Source organism: Streptomyces sp. NPDC025833, from assembly GCF_055558055.1.
On record NZ_JBVHNF010000017.1, the window covers coordinates 115,936 to 133,451 of the forward strand.

The window sequence follows — 17,516 nt, forward strand, 5'->3', positions numbered from 1 at the left end:
GATGTCGATGCAGATCGTGGTCGGCGCGATCGCGCTGGTCGTCGTGGCCTGGCTCGCCGCCTGTGCGGAGGCGGGCCTCGCGCGCGTCTCCAGCTTCCGCGCCGAGGAGGCCGTGAAGTCCGGGCGGCGGGGCGGCGCCCGGCTCGCCCAGCTCGCCGCCGACCCCACCCGTTACCTGAACCTGGCCCTGCTGGTCCGCGTGGCCTGCGAGATGGCCGCCGCCGCGCTGGTCACCTACGCCTGCCTCCAGGCGTTCACCGCCACCTGGCAGGCGCTGCTGGTCGCCATCGGCGTCATGGTGCTCGTCTCGTACGTCGCCGTCGGCGTCTCGCCGCGCACCATCGGCCGCCAGCACCCCCTCAACACGGCGACCGCGGCGGCGTACGTGCTGCTGCCGCTCGCCCGGATCATGGGGCCCGTCCCGTCCCTGCTGATCCTGATCGGCAACGCGCTGACGCCCGGCAAGGGCTTCCGGCGCGGCCCCTTCGCCTCCGAGGCGGAGCTGCGCGCCCTTGTGGACCTCGCCGAGAAGGAGTCGCTGATCGAGGACGAGGAGCGCCGCATGGTGCACTCGGTCTTCGAACTCGGCGACACCCTGGTGCGCGAGGTGATGGTGCCGCGCACCGACCTGGTCACCATCGAGCGCTTCAAGACCATCCGGCAGGCCCTCACCCTCGCCCTGCGCTCCGGGTTCTCCCGGATCCCGGTCACCGGCGAGAGCGAGGACGACATCGTCGGGATCGTGTACCTGAAGGACCTGGTCCGCAAGACCCACATCAGCCGGGACGCGGAGGGCGACCTTGTGTCCACGGCCATGCGCCCGGCCGTCTTCGTGCCCGACACCAAGAACGCCGGCGACCTGCTGCGCGAGATGCAGAAGGAGCGCAACCACGTCGCCGTCGTCATCGACGAGTACGGCGGCACCGCGGGCATCGTCACCATCGAGGACATCCTGGAGGAGATCGTCGGCGAGATCACCGACGAGTACGACCGGGAACTGCCGCCCGTGGAGGACCTCGGCGGCGGCTCCTTCCGGGTCACGGCCCGTCTGGACATCACCGACCTCGGCGAGCTGTACGGCCTGGAGGAGTACGACGACGAGGACGTGGAGACCGTCGGCGGGCTGCTCGCCAAGGCGCTCGGCCGGGTCCCCATCGCCGGCGCCTCGGCCCCGGTCGACCTGCCCGACGGACGCCGCCTGCGGCTGACGGCGGAGGCCGCCGCCGGCCGCCGGAACAAGATCGTCACGGTGCTGGTGGAGCCGGTCCCCGTGCCCGTCGCCGAGGAGAGCGAGCCGGAGTGACCCCCCAGGAGCTGCGCGCCTTCTGCCTGTCGTTCAACGCGGCCGTCGAGGACTTCCCGTTCAACCCGGAGACCTCGGTCTTCAAGGTGCTGGGCAGGATGTTCGCGCTGACGAACCTCGGTGCGCGGCCCCTGACCGTCAACCTCAAGTGCGATCCGGACGACGCGGTCCGGCTGCGCGGCGAGCACGAGGGGCTCGTCGTCCCCGGCTGGCACATGAACAAGCGGCACTGGAACACCGTGACGGCCGACGCGCGGCTCCCGGACCGGCTGGTCCGGGAGCTGGTCGAGGACTCCTACGACCTGGTCGTCGCCGGGCTACCGCGCGCCCAGCGGCTGCGGCTCGACCGCCCGTGACCTGAGGCCCAGACCGATCAGGACGGCGGCGCCGAGGACGACGGCCGCGTCCGCGGCCATGACCGTGCGCGCCCCGGCCAGCAGGTCGCCGGAGGTGGTGGCCAGCACGCCCAGCAGCGGGATGCCGACCGTCAGGCCGACCTGCTGGGTCGAGGTCACCAGACCCGTGGCCAGGCCCTGTTCCGCGTCCGGGACGCCGGAGGTGACGGTGAGCCCGTACGAGACGATCGCGCCCAGGTGGCACATGCTCGCCAGGGACAGGGCGACCGTGGCCGGCCACACCGACCAGGTGTGCGCGTTCACCAGGAACAGGGTCGCCACCAGGGCGCCCTGACCGGCCAGCGAGCCCACCAGCGTGCGGTGGGCGCCGAAGCGGCCGACGACCCGGGCGGCGAGCGTGCCGGCGACGGCGGACAGCACGCCCTGGACGCCGAAGACCAGACCCGTCTCGAAGGCCGACAGGCGCAGGACCTCCTGGAAGTACAGGGTCAGGACGAACACCACCGTCGACATCATCGAGAAGGTGACCAGACCGCCCAGGTTGCCCCAGGCCACTGTGCGCCGGCGCAGCATCGGGAGCGAGACGAGCGGGGCCGCCGAGCGGCGCTCGACCACGGTGAACGCGGCCAGCAGCAGCAGTCCCGCGGCGAGCGTGACGACCACGTCGGCCCGGCCGAGGCCGTGTCCGGCGGCCGTGGACAGGGCGTAGATCAGCGCCAGCAGGCCGGTGGTGACGGTGACCGCCCCGGGGACGTCCAGCCGCGGCCGCTCGGGGGTGCGGGACTCCGGCAGCAGGGCGGGCGCGAGCGGCAGCACGACCAGCGCGAACACGGCGAGCACGGCCATCGTGGAGCGCCAGCCGAGCGTGTCCGTCAGCACACCGCCCGCGACCATGCCGACGGTGAAGCCCAGCGACAGCAGCGTGCCGGAGATGCCGAGGGCCCGGTCCCGGGCGGGGCCCTCGGGAAAGGTGGTGGTCAGCAGGGACATGCCGGTCGGCACGATCGCCGCCGCGCCGAGCCCCTGCAGCGCGCGTCCGGTGAGGAAGGACGCCGGGTCCCAGGCCAGCGTCGCCAGCAGCGAGGCCGCGCCGAACAGGCCGAGTCCGGCCAGGAACAGCCGGCGACGGCCGTACAGGTCGCCGATCCGGCCGAACAGGAGCAGGAAGCCGCCGGAGGGCAGGGCGAACGCGGTGACCGCCCACTGGAGCGCGGACCGGCTCATGCCGAGGTCGCCGCCGAGATCCGGCAGCGCCACGTTCAGGACGGAGAAGTCCAGCGCGACCATGAACTGGGCCGCGCACAGGACGAACAGGACGAGCCTGTCGCGCGTCGACAGCCGGGGGGCGCCGGGCGGTGCGGCCGCGGGAGCGGGCGGGGACGGTGGGGTGGTGGTGTCGATCGCCATGCGACGAGCATCGGGCGGCCGGAATACCGGTGGGGAGTCGGAACTTATGGTGGTGGTGGCACCACCAGAGACGACGGGGGAGGAGCGGTACGTGCCTGCTGCGGGGGCGACGCGAAGTCAACGGCAGAACGAACTGCGGGAGTTCCTGATGAGCCGGCGGGCCCGGGTCCGTCCCGAGGAGGCCGGACTGCCGGGCGGCGGCGGCCGGCGCCGCACGCCCGGACTGCGCCGGGAGGAGGTCGCCGTGCTCGCCGGGGTGGGCGCCTCCTGGTACCAGTGGCTGGAGCAGGGGCGGGACATCTCCGTCTCCCCGCAGGTCCTGGACGCCGTCGCCCGGGTGCTGCGGCTCAGCGACGCCGAGCGCCGGCACCTGTACCTGCTCGCCGGACTGAACCCGCCCACGCCCCAGGTCGCGCCGGACAAGCGGGACATGTGCGACGGGCTGCGGCGGCTGATCGACACCTGGATGCCGTACCCGGCGCACATCATGGACCTGTACTACAACTGCGTGATGTACAACGACGCCGCCGCGCTCGTGCTCGGAATGGGGCGGGACACCACCCAGAACTGCCTGGTCGACTTCTTCGTCGACCCCCGCTACCGGTCGGGCGACGGAAGCTGGGAACGCAACGCCCGCACCGTCGTGGCGCAGTTCCGGGCCGCGTGCGCGGCCCGGCCCGACGACGAGGGCTTCCAGGCGGTGCTCGCCGAGGCGTCGGCCCGCAGCGCCGAGTTCCGGGAGCTGTGGGCGGAGCGGGGCATCGAGGAGCAGGGGCAGGTGCGCAAGGAGCTGCACCACCCGGTGGTCGGCCCGCTGGTCGTGGAGTCGACCGTGATGAAGGTGCCGGTCCGGCCCGACCTGCTGATCGTGCTGCACACCCCGCTGGACGAGGCGGGCACCGCCGCGAAACTGGAGTGGCTGACGTCCCCGGAGGGGCGGCGGGGGGCCATGTACCCCGTGGCGGGGTGAGCCTCGTGCCGCTCCGTATGCTCGGGGCATGACCGAGAGCAACGCGCTTGACGCTGAGGACCGCAAGATCGTCACTCTGGCCCGTTCCGCGCGGGCCCGCAACGGTGTGCCCGAGGGGGCGGCCGTACGCGACGAGACCGGGCGTACCTACGTCGCCGGGTCCGTGCAGCTCGCCTCGCTGCGGCTCAGCGCCCTGCGCACGGCGGTGGCGATGGCGGTGGCGTCCGGGGCCACCTCGCTGGAGGCGGCGGCGGTGGTGAGCGAGGCGGACTCGGTGCCGGACGAGGACCGGGCCGCCGTCGCCGACCTGGGCGGTGCGGGGACGCCGGTGCTGCTCGCCGCGCCCGACGGCTCGGTGCGGTCCACCGTCTCCGCCGGCTGACGCCCCGGTGGGGCGCCCGGACCTGCCCGTCCACGCGGTCCCGACGGGCGCGGCGCCGGGTTCCCGGAGGCCTGCGGAGAGGCCGTGTGCCGGGGCTGTACTGCTCAGCCTCGTGGATCAGGGACAATGAACGCCATGAGCGTTCGCACCCCGTCATCCGAGCAGCCGGCCGAGACCGCCCACCGCGCCGGCTTCGCCTGCTTCGTGGGCCGCCCCAACGCGGGCAAGTCCACCCTCACGAACGCTCTGGTCGGGCAGAAGGTGGCGATCACCGCCAACCAGCCGCAGACGACGCGGCACACGGTGCGCGGCATCGTGCACCGGCCGGACGCCCAGCTGATCCTGGTGGACACGCCGGGCCTGCACAAGCCGCGCACGCTGCTCGGCGAGCGGCTCAACGACGTCGTGCGGACGACGTGGGCCGAGGTCGACGTGATCGGGTTCTGCCTGCCGGCGAACGAGAAGATCGGTCCCGGCGACCGCTTCATCGCCAAGGAGCTGGCCGGCATCCGCAAGTCGCCGAAGGTCGCCATCGTCACCAAGACCGACCTCGTCGACTCCAAGACCCTCGCCGAGCAGCTCATCGCGATCGACCAGCTCGGCAAGGAGCTGGGCATCGAGTGGGCGCAGATCGTCCCGGTGTCGGCGACCGCGAACAAGCAGGTCGACCTGCTGGCGGACCTGCTGATCCCGATGCTGCCCGAGGGCCCGGCCCTCTACCCCGAGGGCGACCTGACCGACGAGCCCGAGCAGGTCATGATCGCGGAACTCATCCGCGAGGCGGCCCTGGAGGGCGTCCGGGACGAGCTGCCGCACTCCATCGCGGTGGTCGTGGAGGAGATGCTCCCGCGCGAGGACCGTCCGGCGGACAAGCCGCTGCTGGACATCCACGCCAACGTCTACATCGAGCGCCCCAGCCAGAAGGGCATCATCATCGGCCCCAAGGGCAAGCGCCTGAAGGACGTCGGCATCAAGTCCCGCAAGCAGATCGAGGCGCTGCTCGGGACGCCGGTCTTCCTCGACCTGCACGTCAAGGTGGCCAAGGACTGGCAGCGCGACCCGAAGCAGCTCCGCAGGCTCGGTTTCTAGCCGCCGCGCCAGGGCTCACCCCTGGGCCCGCAGCAGCTCCCGGAACCAGTGGTAGGACGCCTTGGGGGTGCGCTCCAGGGTCGCGAAGTCCACGTGGACCAGGCCGAACCGGCGGGCGTAGCCCTCGGCCCACTCGAAGTTGTCCATGAGGGACCACACGAAGTAGCCGCGCACGTCGACCCCGGCCTCGACCGCCCGGTGCAGCGCCCGGACGTGGGCGTCCAGGTAGGCGATGCGTTCCCGGTCGTCGACGCCCTCGTAGGAGCAGCCGTTCTCGGTGATGACGACGGGTGGCAGCCGGTCGCCGTAGCGGTCGCGGAAGCCGGTGAGCAGGTCGGTCAGCCCCTCGGGGACGACCGGCCAGCCGAAGTCCGTCACCGGCCGGCCCTCGATCCGCCGCAGCGAGAAGGGCAGCCCCTCGGGCAGGGCGAGCCCGCCGTACGTGCCGTCACCGCTCCCGGGGGCGCCCACCAGGGACGGGGCGTAGTAGTTGACGCCGTACCAGTCGACCGGCTCGGCGATGGCGGCCAGGTCCTCCGCCGCGTCCCCGGGCATCAGCTCGGCCATGCCGTCGGGGTAGGCGCCGAGGATGACCGGCTCGGCGAACAGCCGGTTGAGCAGCAGGTCGTAGAAGTCCGCCGCCGCCACGTCGGCCGGGTCGTCGGAGGCGGCCAGGACGGGGCCGTGGGAGTTGGCGATGCCGATGTCCGTGGCGCCGGCCGCGCGCAGGGCCCGTACCGCGAGGCCGTGGGCGAGGAGCTGGTGGTGGGCGACCGGGAGGGCGTCGAACAGCAGCCGCCGGCCGGGGGCGTGGGCGCCGATGGCGTGCCCCAGCAGGGTGTGCTCCGCGGGCTCGTTCAGCGTGATCCACTTGCCGACCCGGTCGCCGAGCCGCTCGGCGACGACCGTCACGTGGTCGGCGAACCGGGCCGCGGTGTCCCGGTCCAGCCAGTCCAGCGCGGCGGGCAGGTCCCAGTGGAAGAGGGTGGGGACGGGGCGCACCCCGGCCGCGCACAGCTCGTCCACGAGCCGGTCGTAGAAGTCCAGTCCGCCGGGGGAGTTCACCCGGGGCCAGGAGACGGAGAAGCGGTAGGCGTCCACGCCGAGGCCGGCGAGGAGGGCCACGTCCTCGCGGTAGCGGTGGTAGTGGTCGCAGGCCACCGCCGCCGTCGAGCCGTCCTTCACCCGCCCGGGCCCGGCCGTGAACACGTCCCAGACGGACGGCTCCCGCTCCCGTGCCGCGCCCTCGATCTGGTGGGCCGAGGTCGACACGCCCCACAGGAAGCCGGCCGGGAACCGGGGGATCCCGGTGCCTGTGTCAGTCGCCATGGGCGGATCATCCGTACCCCCGGCGAGGGAAGTCAACGCCCCGGCGGCAAAAGGCCGTCAGGCGCCCTCCTTGAGCACGCGTGACACCAACTCCCGTTCGTCGTCGGTCAGTCGGGGATCCGCGGTGTAGACCGTGCGCCCGTCCACCGCGATCTCGTAGCCGAAGCCGTCCGGCACCCCCGCGGGGGGCGTGTCCCGGCCGGCCGCCAGGACGCGTCCGGCCAGGGCCTGCCACTCGGGGGCGTCGGGCCGCGCCGAGGTGTCCACCTCGGCCCGGCGCTCGATGCCCGCGAAACCGCCCGTGCGCAGTACTCGAATTCGCATGGGTCCGTGTGTAGTACAGATCTACGGAGTTCGCACCCCGACCTCTTCCCACGCCTTCCGGACGGCCTGGAGTTCGTTCCCGGCGCCGTACCGGCTGCGGGCCGCCTTGACCGTGAGCGTGGCGAAGTCGGTGAACTGGGCGTCCTCCTTCAGGTGGCCGCCGGTGAGCACGTCGTACCAGATCTGCCCGGCCTTCTCCCAGGAGTGGCCGCCGAGGGCGGTGGCGGCGAGGTAGAAGGCGTGGTTGGGGATGCCGGAGTTGATGTGCACACCGCCGTTGTCGCGGCCGGTGCGGACGTAGTCCTCCATCGTGGCCGGCTGCGGGTCCTTGCCGAGGACGTCGTCGTCGTACGCCGTGCCCGGGGCCTTCATCGAGCGCAGGGCGGTGCCGGTCACCTGCGGCGCGAGCAGGCCGGCGCCGATCAGCCAGTCGGCCTGGGCGGCGGTCTGGCCGAGCGTGTATTGCTTGATCAGCGAGCCGAAGACATCGGAGAGCGACTCGTTGAGCGCGCCGGACTGGCCGAAGTAGGCCAGGTTGGCGGTGTGCTGGGTGACGCCGTGGGTCAGCTCGTGGCCGATGACGTCGACGGGGATGGTGAAGTCGAGGAAGACCTCGTTGTCGCCGTCGCCGAACACCATCTGCTCGCCGTTCCAGAAGGCGTTGTCGTACCCCTCGCCGAAGTGCACGGTGGCGTCGAGTGGCATCCCGTTGCCGTCGATGGAGCGCCGTCCGTACACCTTCAGGTACAGGTCGAAGGTGGCGCCGAGGCCCGCGTAGGCCCGGTTGACGGTGGCGTCGGAGCCGGGCTCGGAGCCCTCCTCGCGGGCCTTGGTGCCGGGCAGGTCCTGGGTGTGCCGGGCGTCGTAGACCGTGCGGTGCGGCGCGTCGGCGGCGGCGCCCGCGGGCGGGGCGACGGCGGTCGCGCCGATCACCGTGGTCAGGCGGCGCTTGGTGCGCTGGTAGGCGTCGTGCTCCAGGGACCGGCGGGCCGGACCGGAGAGGGCGGGGTCCTCGTGGCGGGCGAGCCGGTCGAGGACGTGCGGCGGCACGATCGTGCAGAAGACGGGCTGGCAGCCCCCGTTGGTGGTCATGTCCGCACCATCGCACTCCGTGATGTCGGTGTCACTACCTGCCACCATGATTGGTGAAATACCCGGACAGGGGGCGCGACGCTCCGTGACGTTGTGATAGGGGGATGTGGTGCGGCGCACTTTTTGTCCCCTTATGACACACGGTCCCGCATACTGGGACAGGCCCGCGCACCCGGAACGGCTCGGCTAGGCTGCGGAACATCATGCGTTTCTGGCTGCTTCTCCTTAGCTGCCGCGGCGAGGGCCTGTAGTCGAGGCCGACCCCCTCCCCGCGGAGCTCGGCGTTGCGTCGTCGGCCGTCCTTCCGGACATCCTGAGGAGCCTTACGCATCATGGCCAACCGCCAGCAGCCCAGTTCCCTGCCGATCCACAAGTACGGCCGCTACGAGCAGGTCGACATCCCGGACCGCACCTGGCCCGGGCAGCGGATCACCGCCGCGCCCCGCTGGCTCTCCACCGACCTGCGCGACGGCAACCAGGCCCTGATCGACCCGATGTCGCCCGAGCGCAAGCGCCGGATGTTCGACCAGCTGGTGAAGATGGGCTACAAGGAGATCGAGGTCGGCTTCCCCGCCTCCGGCCAGACCGACTTCGACTTCGTGCGCTCGATCATCGAGGAAGAGGGCGCGATCCCGGACGACGTCACCATCTCCGTGCTGACCCAGGCCCGCGAGGACCTGATCGAGCGGACGGTGGAGTCCCTGAAGGGCGCCCGGCGGGCCACCGTCCACCTGTACAACGCGACCGCCCCGGTCTTCCGCCGGGTGGTGTTCCGCGGTTCCAGGGACGACATCAAGCAGATCGCCGTGGACGGCACCCGCCTGGTGATGGAGTACGCCGAGAAGCTGCTGGGCCCCGAGACCGAGTTCGGCTACCAGTACTCGCCGGAGATCTTCACCGACACCGAGCTGGACTTCGCGCTGGAGGTCTGCGAGGCGGTGATGGACGTCTACCAGCCGGGCCCGGGCCGCGAGATCATCCTCAACCTGCCGGCCACGGTGGAGCGTTCGACCCCGTCCACGCACGCGGACCGCTTCGAGTGGATGGGCCGCAACCTCTCCCGCCGCGAGTACGTCTGCCTGTCCGTCCACCCGCACAACGACCGCGGCACGGCCGTGGCCGCCGCCGAACTGGCCCTGATGGCCGGTGCCGACCGCGTCGAGGGCTGCCTGTTCGGGCAGGGCGAGCGCACCGGCAACGTCGACCTGGTCACCCTGGGCATGAACCTGTTCTCCCAGGGCGTCGACCCGCAGATCGACTTCTCCGACATCGACGAGATCCGCCGTACGTGGGAGTACTGCAACCAGATGGAGGTCCACCCGCGCCACCCGTACGTGGGCGACCTGGTCTACACGTCCTTCTCCGGCTCCCACCAGGACGCCATCAAGAAGGGCTTCGACGCCATGGAGGCCGAGGCGGCGGCCAGGGGGGTCACCGTCGACGACCTGGAGTGGGCGGTGCCGTACCTGCCGATCGACCCGAAGGACGTCGGCCGCTCCTACGAGGCCGTCATCCGCGTCAACTCGCAGTCCGGCAAGGGCGGTGTCTCCTACGTCCTGAAGAACGACCACAAGCTGGACCTGCCGCGCCGGATGCAGATCGAGTTCTCGAAGATCATCCAGGCCAAGACCGACGCCGAGGGCGGCGAGATCACGCCGAAGGACATCTGGGCGGTCTTCCAGGACGAGTACCTGCCGAACCCCGGCAACCCGTGGGGCCGCATCCAGGTCAGGAACGGCCAGTCGACCACCGACACCGACGGTGTGGACACGCTGACCGTCGAGGCCACCGTCGACGGCGGGGACACCGTCCTGACCGGCTCGGGCAACGGTCCGATCTCGGCCTTCTTCGACGCCCTCCAGGCCGTCGGCATCGACGTACGCCTGCTGGACTACCAGGAGCACACGATGAGCGAGGGCGCCTCCGCGCAGGCCGCCTCGTACATCGAGTGCGCGATCGGCGACAAGGTCCTGTGGGGCATCGGCATCGACGCGAACACGACGCGTGCGTCGCTGAAGGCGGTCGTCTCGGCCGTCAACCGCGCGGCCCGCTGAACCCCTCCGACCGGGTGCTCCGTCGCCCCGGCCGCCCTGTACGGCGGCCGGGGCGACGGCGTTTCTCGGCCATCGCACCCCTCAGGTCACGGAAAGGTCTCTTCCGGGGTACTGACTCCGCGTCGGTGATGTGGCTAACATCACGCCAGCACGGCGATGTTGCCGCGCGGTTACGGAGGTGCGACGTGCTGCCAGTACGGGGACGAGACGACCGTGCCACCAGGGCTGCGCGCATCCTGGGCACCCGCACCGCATGGACCCCCGTCGGGGACGGCGAGTTCTTCTGCCCCGGCTGCGGAGGCGACCGCAACTACCAGCGGCTCACCGGCCGCCGCAGGCTCACCCTGCTCGGCGTGCCCGTCCTGCCGCGCGGCGCGACCGGACCGGTCGTCGAGTGCGCCGCCTGCGGGCACCACTTCGGCACCGAGGTCCTGGACCACCCCACCACCCGCCGCTTCTCCGCGATGCTCCGCGACGCCGTGCAGACCGTCGCCCTCGCGGTGCTCGCCGCCGGCGGCACCTGTTCCCGCACGGCCCTGGAGACGGCCGCCGGCACGGTCCGCGCGGCCGGCTGCGCCGACTGCACCGAGGACCGGCTGGCCGCCCTGGTCGAGGCCCTCGCCGCCGACACCGGCCGGTTCCTGGAGCAGCCCTGCGGTCCGGGGCTGACCATAGAGCTGCACGAGGCACTGGACCCGCTCGCCCCGCACCTGGCGCCCCCCGGCCGCGAGTCCCTGCTGCTCGACGCCGCCCGCATCGCCCTCGCCGACGGCCCCTACACCCCCGCCGAACGCGACGCCCTCGCCACCGTCGGCGCGGCCCTCACCATCTGCGCCGACGACGTGACCCGGCTGCTGGCGGCCGCCCGGACGCCGTCCTGACCCTCCCGCGAGACCGCGCCGCACCCACGGCGCCCCGGGGCGCCCCGGCCCGCTCCCGCCCGCCGATTCCCCCGAACGGAGTAGGTCCGGCCCGGCGATCGCGGGGAGCATCAGGGCGTGACCCCGCGCAGCCGCTGCCTCCTCACCGCCCTGGCGCTCCTCACCTCGCTCACCGCCGGGCTGCCCGCCCACGCGGCACCGGCCGGCTGCGACTCCTCCGAGCCGTACACCGCCGGGCGGGAGGGCTACGCCGTCTACCGCATCCCGGCCGTGGTGCGGACCCGCGAGGGCACCGTCCTGGCCTTCGCCGAGGGCCGGCGCGGCGGCGCCGGGGACACCGGTGACATCGACGTCGTCGTACGCCGCTCCACCGACGACGGCTGCACCTGGGGCCCGCTGACCGTGGTGGCCGCCGGGCACGGCGACACCCGGGGCAACCCGGCCCCCGTGGTCGACCCGCGCACCGGCGCCGTCACCCTGGTGACCTGCGGAAACGGCGGAGGCGTCACGGAGGCGCAGATCATGCGGGGCGAGGCGGCGCCGGAGCGGGGCCGCCGGGTGTTCGTGCAGCGCAGCGTGGACGACGGCCGGCACTTCACGGCCCCCCGGGACATCACCGCGCAGGTGAAGCGGCCCGACTGGCGCTGGTACGCCACCGGCCCCGGCCACGCCGTCGCCCTCACCCGGGGCCCGCACGCCGGGCGCCTGCTGGTCCCCGCCAACCACTCCGCGGCCCCGCCGCCCGGCTCGCCCGACACCGGCCGGGAGGCCAGGTACTACGGCGGCCACGCCCTCTACAGCGACGACGGCGGCCTCGGCTGGCGCCTCGGCTTCGTCGACGCCGACTACGACGGCGCGACCAACGCCAACGAGACCAGCGCCGCCCAACTCCCCGACGGACGCGTCTACTTCGCCGCCCGGGACCAGAACGGCAGCGCCCCCGGCAACCGGCTCGACACCTACTCAGGCGACGGCGGCCGCACCCTGGACCGCCCCTACGCCGTCCAGCCCTCCCTGGACGCCGTCCCCCTGGTCCAGGGCAGCGTCCTGCAGCCCCCGGAGCCGGGCGCGCCGCTGCTGTTCGCCGCGCCCTCCGTGCCCACCGCCCGCCGCGCCCTGGCCCTGTGGTCCAGCACGGACGCCGGCCGCACCTTCACCGCACTCGGCACCCTCACGGACCGCCCGGCCGCCTACTCCGACCTCGTCCGGCTCGCCCCCGGCAGGATCGGCGTCCTGTACGAGACCGGTACCCGAGGGCCCTACGAGTCCCTGGTGTTCCGCCGGCTGCGCCTGTGGTGAGCCGCCCCCCGGCCGGGGATGTCAAGGACGGGGCCGCCGTCTCGTCCCGGACAGGCTCCGGCGCCTGGGCCCGGTCGGCGACGTCCGGGCGGTCCGCCGCGAACTGCGCCGGGACCGCCGGAGCCCGCACCGAGCGCCGTCGCGCGGACCTCAGCGCCGGCCGGCGCCGAGCAGGCCGGCCGCGGCGAGGAACTTGCCGACCTCCTCGACCTCCGTACCGGACAGCGGCACCTGCGGCTCGGCGGTCACCGGGCAGTCGATGACACCGCGCAGGTGCAGCGCCGCCTTGAACGCGCCCAGCGCCGCCGAGCTGCCGCCCATCCGCGCGGCGGCGCCGGCGCGGACGATCCCGAACAGGGCGCACAGCCGCTCCTGTTCGGTCCGTGCGCCCTCCCAGTCGGCCGCCCGGCACCGGCGGTACAGCCGCACGTAGCCGTGCGGGTCGACGTTGGCCAGTCCCGGCACGGCCCCGTCGGCGCCCAGCGCCAGCGCGGAGTCGGCGATCAGCTCGGAGCCGGTGAGCACGCTGAACCCGGGGTGGGCGCGGGCACCCGTGACGAGTTCGCGGAAGGCGGCCAGATCACCGCTGGAGTCCTTGATCCCGGCCAGCACGCCGTCCCCGGCGAGCCCCAGCACCAGGTCGGCGGGGAGCTTGGTGTGCACGGCGGCCGGGATGTCGTAGGCGATCACCGGAACCGGGCTGGCGGCGGCGACGCGGCGGTAGTGGTGGACGATCTCCGCGGGATGCGTGCGGGCGTAGAACGGGGCGGTGACGACGACGGCCCCGGCGCCGGCCGCGGTGACCGCCGCGACGTGCTCCAGCACGCGCGGGGTGGTCATGTCGATGGCACCCGCGAGGACGGGGAGCCGGCCGCCCACGTGCCCGGCGACGGCCTCCACCACCCGCCTGCGCTGCGCGTCCGTCAGGAAGGCCGCCTCGGAGGTCGAGCCGAGCAGGAACAGCCCGTGCACCCCGGCCCCCACCAGGAAGTCGACCAGGCGCAGCAGCGAGTCCACGTCCACCTCGCGGTCCGGGGTCAGCGGCGTGCAGACGGGCGGGACGACACCGGTGAGCGGGGCGGGGAAGGTCATTCAGGGCTCCTGGCGAGCTAGGTCTCGGGTCGACGTGTCCTCCTCCACAGGATGGTGACAGCGGTAGCGGTGTCCAGGACGCGACGCGGCCGAGAAGCCGGGCATCACCCGGGCGCACACCTCGTCGGCCTTCCAGCAGCGGGTGCGGAACGGGCAGCCGCTCGGCGGCCGGGTCGCCGAGGGCACCGGACCGGTCAGCGGGATCGGGTCGACCGGGTCCAGCAGGCCGGGCGTGGCCGAGAACAGGGCACGGGTGTACGGGTGCCGGGCGGCGTCGGTGACGCGGTCCGCCGGGGTCTCCTCCACGATCCGGCCGAGGTACATGGTGATCACCCGGTCGCTCATCCGCCGTACCGTCTGGATGTCGTGCGAGACGAACACCAGGGCCAGGCCCAGGCGCTCCCGCAGGTCGAGCAGCAGGTTGAGGATCTGCGCCCGCACGGAGACGTCCAGGGCGCTGGTCGGCTCGTCGGCGACGACCAGGGCCGGGTCCAGGGCGAGCGCGCGGGCGATGGCGACGCGCTGGCGCTGCCCGCCGGACAACTGCCCGGGCAGGGCGTCCGCGAGCGCCCGGGGCAGGCCCACCAGGGCCATCAACTCCCGCACCCGCTCCTCCCGTTCGGCCGGGGTGCCGCGCCGGTGGACGTCCAGCGGGTCACGCAGGACGCGGCGGACCGGCAGCCTGCGGTTCAGGGCGGTCGACGGGTCCTGGAAGACCATGCCGACGCCCGCGCCGACCACGGCCCGGCGCTCGGCGGCCGGCATCCCCCACAGGTCCCGGCCCCCGAACGACACCGTCCCCGAGACCGGCCGCTCGATGCCGACCAGCACCCGCGCCAGCGTCGACTTCCCGCACCCCGACTCGCCGACCACGCCGACCGTCTCCCCGGCCGCGACGGACAGGGCGGCACCGGTCAGGGCGTACACCCGGTCCCGGCGGAACAGGCCGCCGCTGCGCGCCCTGTGCACGACGTGCGCGTCCCGCACCTCCACGACAGCGGTCACTGCACGGCCTCCTCGTTCTGCGCGGACGTCGGAAGCACCGCCGGGTGGTGGCAGGCGGCCGTGTGCTCCGGGGGGCCCGCGAGCACCGGGGCGCTGGTGTGGCACACCCCGGTGGCGAGCGGGCAGCGGTCGGCGAACCGGCAGCCCGGCGGGAAGTCGGCGGGGGCCGGTACGACCCCCCTGATCTGCGTCATCCGCTCCTCGGACGACTCCAGCGAGAGCACGCTGCCGAGCAGGCCGCGGGTGTAGTGGTGGGCCGGCGCCGCCACCAGGTCGGCGGTCACCCCGGCCTCCACGATCCGCCCGCCGTACATCACCGCCACCCGGTCGGTGACGTCGGCGACCAGCGCCAGGTCGTGCGAGACCAGGACCAGCGCGAAGCCCAGCTCCGCGCGCAGCCCGAGCAGCAGCTCCATGACCTGTGCCTGCACGGTGACGTCCAGCGCGGTGGTCGGCTCGTCGGCGACGATCAGCCGCGGTTCGCGGGAGAGGGCCATCGCGATCAGCACCCGCTGGCGCTGCCCGCCGGACAGCTCGTGCGGATAGCTGCGCAGGGTGCGCTCCGGGTCGAGCCCGACCAGCGCCAGCAGCTCCCGTGGGGTGCGCCGGCCGCCGCGCCGGACGAGCTGCCCGAGCTGGGCGCGGATGGTCATGGCCGGGTTCAGCGAGGACAGGGCGTCCTGGTAGACCATGGCCATCTCGTGGCCGAGCAGCCGCCGCCGCGCCCGCACCGGCTCGGCCAGCAGGTCCCGCTGCCGGAAGCGCACCTGGCCGCCGATCCGGGCGTCCCTGGGCGCCAGCCCCATGACCGTGAGCGCGGTCAGCGACTTGCCGCACCCCGACTCGCCGACCAGGCCGAGCACTTCGCCCGGGTGGACCTCGAAGCTGACGCCGGCCACGATGTCCGTGCCCCTGTGCCGGTCCGGGAAGCCGATGGTGAGGTTCTCCACGGCGAGCACCGGCTGCCCGCTCCGGTCGGGCAGCGGCCGGGCCCGGGACCGCAGCCGCCGGGCGGCCTCGCCCAGCCCGGGGAGCGGGAGCACCCCGCCGGTGCCGGGCCCGGGCGTCTCCAGCCGGTCCTCCGAGGCCCGCACCTCCCGCGGGGCGGGTGCGGCCCAGGCGTCCGACACGCCCTCGGCGAGGACGTTCAGCGACAGCACGGTGAGCAGGATCAGCAGCCCGGGGAAGACGGTCGCCCACCAGCCGCCGGTCAGCACCATGTTCTTGCCGTCGGCGATGACGCTGCCCCAGGAGGGGTCCGGGGGCCGTACGCCCGCGCCGATGAAGGACAGCGACGCCTCGAAGACGATGGCCTCGGCGACCTGGACCGTGCAGAACACCAGGACCGGGGCGGCGCAGTTGACGGCCACGTGCCGCAGCACGATGTGCGGGGTGCGGGCGCCGATCACCCGCTCGGCGGTGATGTAGTCCTCGCCGTACTGGTCCAGCACGTTGGCCCGCACGACCCTGGCCACCGGAGGGGTGAACAGGAAGGCGAGGGCGCAGATCAGCACGCCGATCCCACCGCCGAACACGGCGACCAGCACGGCCGCGAGCGCGATCCCGGGGAACGCCATCACCACGTCCAGGCAGCGCATCAGCGTCTCGTCGACCGCCTTGCGGGAGGTGGCGGCGAGCGCCCCGAGGACGGCACCGGCCAGGAGCGCGAGCGCGGTCGCGCCCAGCCCGATCGCCAGCGACCAGCGGGCGCCGTACACCAGCCGGCTCAGCACGTCCCGGCCCAGGCTGTCCTGCCCCATCCAGTGCGCGGCGGACGGCGCCCCCGTCCCGCCGGCCGGGTCCTGCTGGTCGAGCGGATCGTCCGGCGCCAGCAGCGGCGCGAGGACGGCGACGAGGACGACCAGGGCCAGGAAGCCGACGGAGACCTTCGACAGCAGCGGCAGCCGGCGCCGGCCGCGCCGCCGGACGCCGGACCGGGACGGCCGTTTCGCGGAGTTCGCGCGCGTGACCATCAGCCCGCCCTCAGTCGTGGGTTGACCAGCAGGTACAGGATGTCGATGACGAGGTTGACGACGACGAACCCGGTGGCCGTGGTGAGGACGACGCCCTGCACCACGGCCGGGTCGCCGTTCTGCACGGCGTCGATCATCAGCTTGCCCATGCCGGGCAGCGAGAAGATCGTCTCGATGACGACGGCGCCGCCGAGCAGGTAGCCGACCCGCAGCCCGAGCACGGTCAGCGGGTTGACCAGGGCGTTGCGCAGTACGTTCCGGCCGACGACGACCCGGGGCGGCAGCCCGCTCCCGACCGCCGTGCGGACGTAGTCCTTGTCCAGCTCCTCCACCACGGAGGTCCGCACGATCCGGGTGAGCTGGGCGGCGACCGGCAGGGACAGGGCGACGGCGGGCAGGGCCATGGTCCTCAGCCAGCCGGTGACGGAGTCGGCGGGGTTGATGTAGCCGCCGGTCGGGAACCAGCCGCGGTCCACGGCGAGGTACTGGATCATCAGCAGCGCCAGCCAGAACCCCGGCGCGGCCACCCCGACCAGCGAGACGACCCGGATGGCCTGGTCCGGGAACCGGTCCCGGTACACCGCCGCGGTCACCCCGCCGGCCAGCGCCAGCACCACCGCGAGGGCGAGGCCGAGGAAGGTGAGCTGGAGGGTGAGCGGCAGGGCGGTGGCGACCTGGTCGGCGACGGGGGCGCGGGTGAGGACGCTGGTGCCGAGGTCGCCGTGGAGCAGGGCGCCGACGAAGTGGACGTAGCGCACGGGCAGCGGGTCCAGCAGTCCGTTGCGCTCCCGGAAGTCGTGGAGCTGCCGCGGGGTCGGGTTGGCGCCCTGGAAGAACGCGGACGCCGGATCGACGTCCGAGAACCGCATCACCAGGAACACGAACAGCACGATGCCGAGGAGCAGCGGCACGAGCAGCGCGACCCGGCGGAGCAGGATCCGTACGACGGCCGTCATGCCG

16 protein-coding genes are annotated in these 17,516 nt (G+C 73.4%); 8 read left to right on the forward strand and 8 right to left on the reverse strand.

The features are described from left to right. Nucleotide 1 precedes the first annotated feature (1 nt). Together ACZ4K2_RS28445 and ACZ4K2_RS28450 are read left to right on the forward strand one after the other, a co-directional pair. Nucleotides 2–1,303 (forward strand): hemolysin family protein, encoded by a 1,302-nt coding sequence (locus ACZ4K2_RS28445; RefSeq protein WP_467477255.1) that lies wholly within the window; start codon nucleotides 2–4, stop codon nucleotides 1,301–1,303. Next, nucleotides 1,300–1,659 carry an MmcQ/YjbR family DNA-binding protein gene (locus ACZ4K2_RS28450; protein ID WP_467477258.1) on the forward strand — a complete coding sequence of 120 codons (360 nt, stop codon included), beginning with the start codon at nucleotides 1,300–1,302 and terminating at the stop codon, nucleotides 1,657–1,659. Before ACZ4K2_RS28445 ends, ACZ4K2_RS28450 begins: the two co-directional genes overlap by 4 nt. On the opposite strand, the gene ACZ4K2_RS28455 is transcribed toward ACZ4K2_RS28450, so the two are convergent. After that, nucleotides 1,621–3,066 carry an MFS transporter gene (locus ACZ4K2_RS28455; RefSeq protein ID WP_467477262.1) on the reverse strand — a complete coding sequence of 482 codons (1,446 nt, stop codon included), beginning with the start codon at nucleotides 3,064–3,066 and terminating at the stop codon, nucleotides 1,621–1,623. The genes ACZ4K2_RS28450 and ACZ4K2_RS28455 overlap by 39 nt on opposite strands. Before the next feature lie 148 nt (nucleotides 3,067–3,214). Between ACZ4K2_RS28455 and ACZ4K2_RS28460 the strand changes: the two genes are divergently transcribed. From ACZ4K2_RS28460 to era, 3 genes are all read left to right on the forward strand, one after another. Continuing rightward, entirely contained in the window at nucleotides 3,215–4,036 is an 822-nt protein-coding gene (locus tag ACZ4K2_RS28460; protein ID WP_467477433.1) for a helix-turn-helix transcriptional regulator, read from the forward strand. 28 nt (nucleotides 4,037–4,064) lie between these two features. Continuing rightward, a complete protein-coding gene (locus ACZ4K2_RS28465) occupies nucleotides 4,065–4,418 on the forward strand; it encodes a cytidine deaminase (protein ID WP_467477265.1) in 354 nt (117 codons plus the stop codon). Between the two features lie 135 nt (nucleotides 4,419–4,553). Further along, nucleotides 4,554–5,507, forward strand: a complete 954-nt coding sequence (era, locus tag ACZ4K2_RS28470) for a GTPase Era (protein ID WP_467477269.1) — start codon at nucleotides 4,554–4,556, stop codon at nucleotides 5,505–5,507. Between the two features lie 15 nt (nucleotides 5,508–5,522). On the opposite strand, the gene ACZ4K2_RS28475 is transcribed toward era, so the two are convergent. The 3 genes from ACZ4K2_RS28475 to ACZ4K2_RS28485 are packed head-to-tail and all read right to left on the reverse strand — an operon-like array spanning nucleotide 5,523 to nucleotide 8,252. Beyond that, nucleotides 5,523–6,836 carry a GH1 family beta-glucosidase gene (locus ACZ4K2_RS28475; RefSeq protein ID WP_467477273.1) on the reverse strand — a complete coding sequence of 438 codons (1,314 nt, stop codon included), beginning with the start codon at nucleotides 6,834–6,836 and terminating at the stop codon, nucleotides 5,523–5,525. Between the two features lie 57 nt (nucleotides 6,837–6,893). Further along, nucleotides 6,894–7,160 carry a protealysin inhibitor emfourin gene (locus ACZ4K2_RS28480; protein WP_467477276.1) on the reverse strand — a complete coding sequence of 89 codons (267 nt, stop codon included), beginning with the start codon at nucleotides 7,158–7,160 and terminating at the stop codon, nucleotides 6,894–6,896. Between the two features lie 21 nt (nucleotides 7,161–7,181). Next, nucleotides 7,182–8,252 (reverse strand): M4 family metallopeptidase, encoded by a 1,071-nt coding sequence (locus tag ACZ4K2_RS28485; protein ID WP_467477279.1) that lies wholly within the window; start codon nucleotides 8,250–8,252, stop codon nucleotides 7,182–7,184. Nucleotides 8,253–8,584: 332 nt separating this feature from the next. Between ACZ4K2_RS28485 and leuA the strand changes: the two genes are divergently transcribed. From leuA to ACZ4K2_RS28500, 3 genes are all read left to right on the forward strand, one after another. Then, the gene (gene leuA / locus ACZ4K2_RS28490; protein ID WP_467477282.1) at nucleotides 8,585–10,306 is read left to right on the forward strand and encodes a 2-isopropylmalate synthase; all 1,722 of its coding nucleotides are present in this window, start codon (nucleotides 8,585–8,587) and stop codon (nucleotides 10,304–10,306) included. Nucleotides 10,307–10,491: 185 nt separating this feature from the next. Then, on the forward strand, nucleotides 10,492–11,187 hold the full coding sequence (locus ACZ4K2_RS28495) for a TerB family tellurite resistance protein (protein ID WP_467477286.1): 696 nt from the start codon (nucleotides 10,492–10,494) through the stop codon (nucleotides 11,185–11,187). Nucleotides 11,188–11,304: 117 nt separating this feature from the next. Then, entirely contained in the window at nucleotides 11,305–12,486 is a 1,182-nt protein-coding gene (locus tag ACZ4K2_RS28500) for a sialidase family protein (protein ID WP_467477288.1), read from the forward strand. Between the two features lie 150 nt (nucleotides 12,487–12,636). On the opposite strand, the gene ACZ4K2_RS28505 is transcribed toward ACZ4K2_RS28500, so the two are convergent. Genes ACZ4K2_RS28505 through ACZ4K2_RS28520 form a run of 4 tightly spaced genes read right to left on the reverse strand, consistent with a single transcriptional unit; the run spans nucleotide 12,637 to nucleotide 17,512 of the window. Further along, complete coding sequence (locus tag ACZ4K2_RS28505; protein ID WP_467477290.1) at nucleotides 12,637–13,578, reverse strand: dihydrodipicolinate synthase family protein; 942 nt, start codon at nucleotides 13,576–13,578, stop codon at nucleotides 12,637–12,639. Continuing rightward, on the reverse strand, nucleotides 13,579–14,583 hold the full coding sequence (locus ACZ4K2_RS28510; RefSeq protein WP_467477291.1) for an oligopeptide/dipeptide ABC transporter ATP-binding protein: 1,005 nt from the start codon (nucleotides 14,581–14,583) through the stop codon (nucleotides 13,579–13,581). After that, nucleotides 14,580–16,556 carry a dipeptide/oligopeptide/nickel ABC transporter permease/ATP-binding protein gene (locus ACZ4K2_RS28515; RefSeq protein ID WP_467477293.1) on the reverse strand — a complete coding sequence of 659 codons (1,977 nt, stop codon included), beginning with the start codon at nucleotides 16,554–16,556 and terminating at the stop codon, nucleotides 14,580–14,582. Before ACZ4K2_RS28515 ends, ACZ4K2_RS28510 begins: the two co-directional genes overlap by 4 nt. Continuing rightward, the gene (locus tag ACZ4K2_RS28520; protein ID WP_467477295.1) at nucleotides 16,556–17,512 is read right to left on the reverse strand and encodes an ABC transporter permease; all 957 of its coding nucleotides are present in this window, start codon (nucleotides 17,510–17,512) and stop codon (nucleotides 16,556–16,558) included. The genes ACZ4K2_RS28515 and ACZ4K2_RS28520 overlap by 1 nt, the downstream gene beginning before the upstream one ends. Nucleotides 17,513–17,516: the final 4 nt, after the last annotated feature.